This is a genomic window from Alloalcanivorax venustensis ISO4 (assembly GCF_015356855.1).
Lineage (GTDB): Bacteria > Pseudomonadota > Gammaproteobacteria > Pseudomonadales > Alcanivoracaceae > Alloalcanivorax > Alloalcanivorax venustensis.
Genome location: NZ_ARXR01000090.1, coordinates 1 through 508, shown reverse-complemented (window position 1 = coordinate 508; position 508 = coordinate 1). Strand labels below are relative to the sequence as shown.

At 49.4% G+C, this 508-nt stretch carries 1 protein-coding gene; it reads left to right on the top strand.

What is annotated here, in order from left to right:
• Positions 1 to 93: 93 nt before the first annotated feature.
• Positions 94 to 504: a hypothetical protein gene (locus tag ISO4_RS16900; protein WP_194856990.1), complete on the top strand. Its 411-nt coding sequence runs from the start codon at positions 94 to 96 to the stop codon at positions 502 to 504.
• The last annotated feature ends 4 nt before the right edge of the window (positions 505 to 508 follow it).

Below are 508 nucleotides of genomic sequence, written 5' to 3'. Positions count from 1 at the left end.
CGTTAGAAGTCAAAAGGAGGCGGTGTGCAACTGAAGCTAGTCGATTATTCTGAGATGAACTCGCGACAGAAGGAAAACTAAAATTTCCAAAAAGTGTCTGCGGTTCTGGCCGACTATGGCTTCGTCACCCTCCGGTTGACCGACGACTGGCAAGGTGCGGATTTCATCGCCCAGCATATTGATGGTGAGCGGTTCTTAAAGGTTCAACTGAAGGGGCGGCTCACATTCTGCAAGAAGTACGTTGGTAAAGATCTGTACATTGCATTTTATGAGACCGGCGAATGGTACCTGCTGCCCCATGACGAGGTGCTCGCGGTGGTCATTGAGTCATCGACCATGGCTGATAGCAAGTCATGGGCCGACGTTGGAGAATACTCATTTTCTAGGTTGAGTAAGAACATGAGAATTTTACTTCAGCCGTACAGGATTTTTCCGAATCCAGAAGCAGAAACTGCTAACAATGCCATCGAGCCGACGCTCGTACCTCGCGCGGCTCATGGCTAACGTT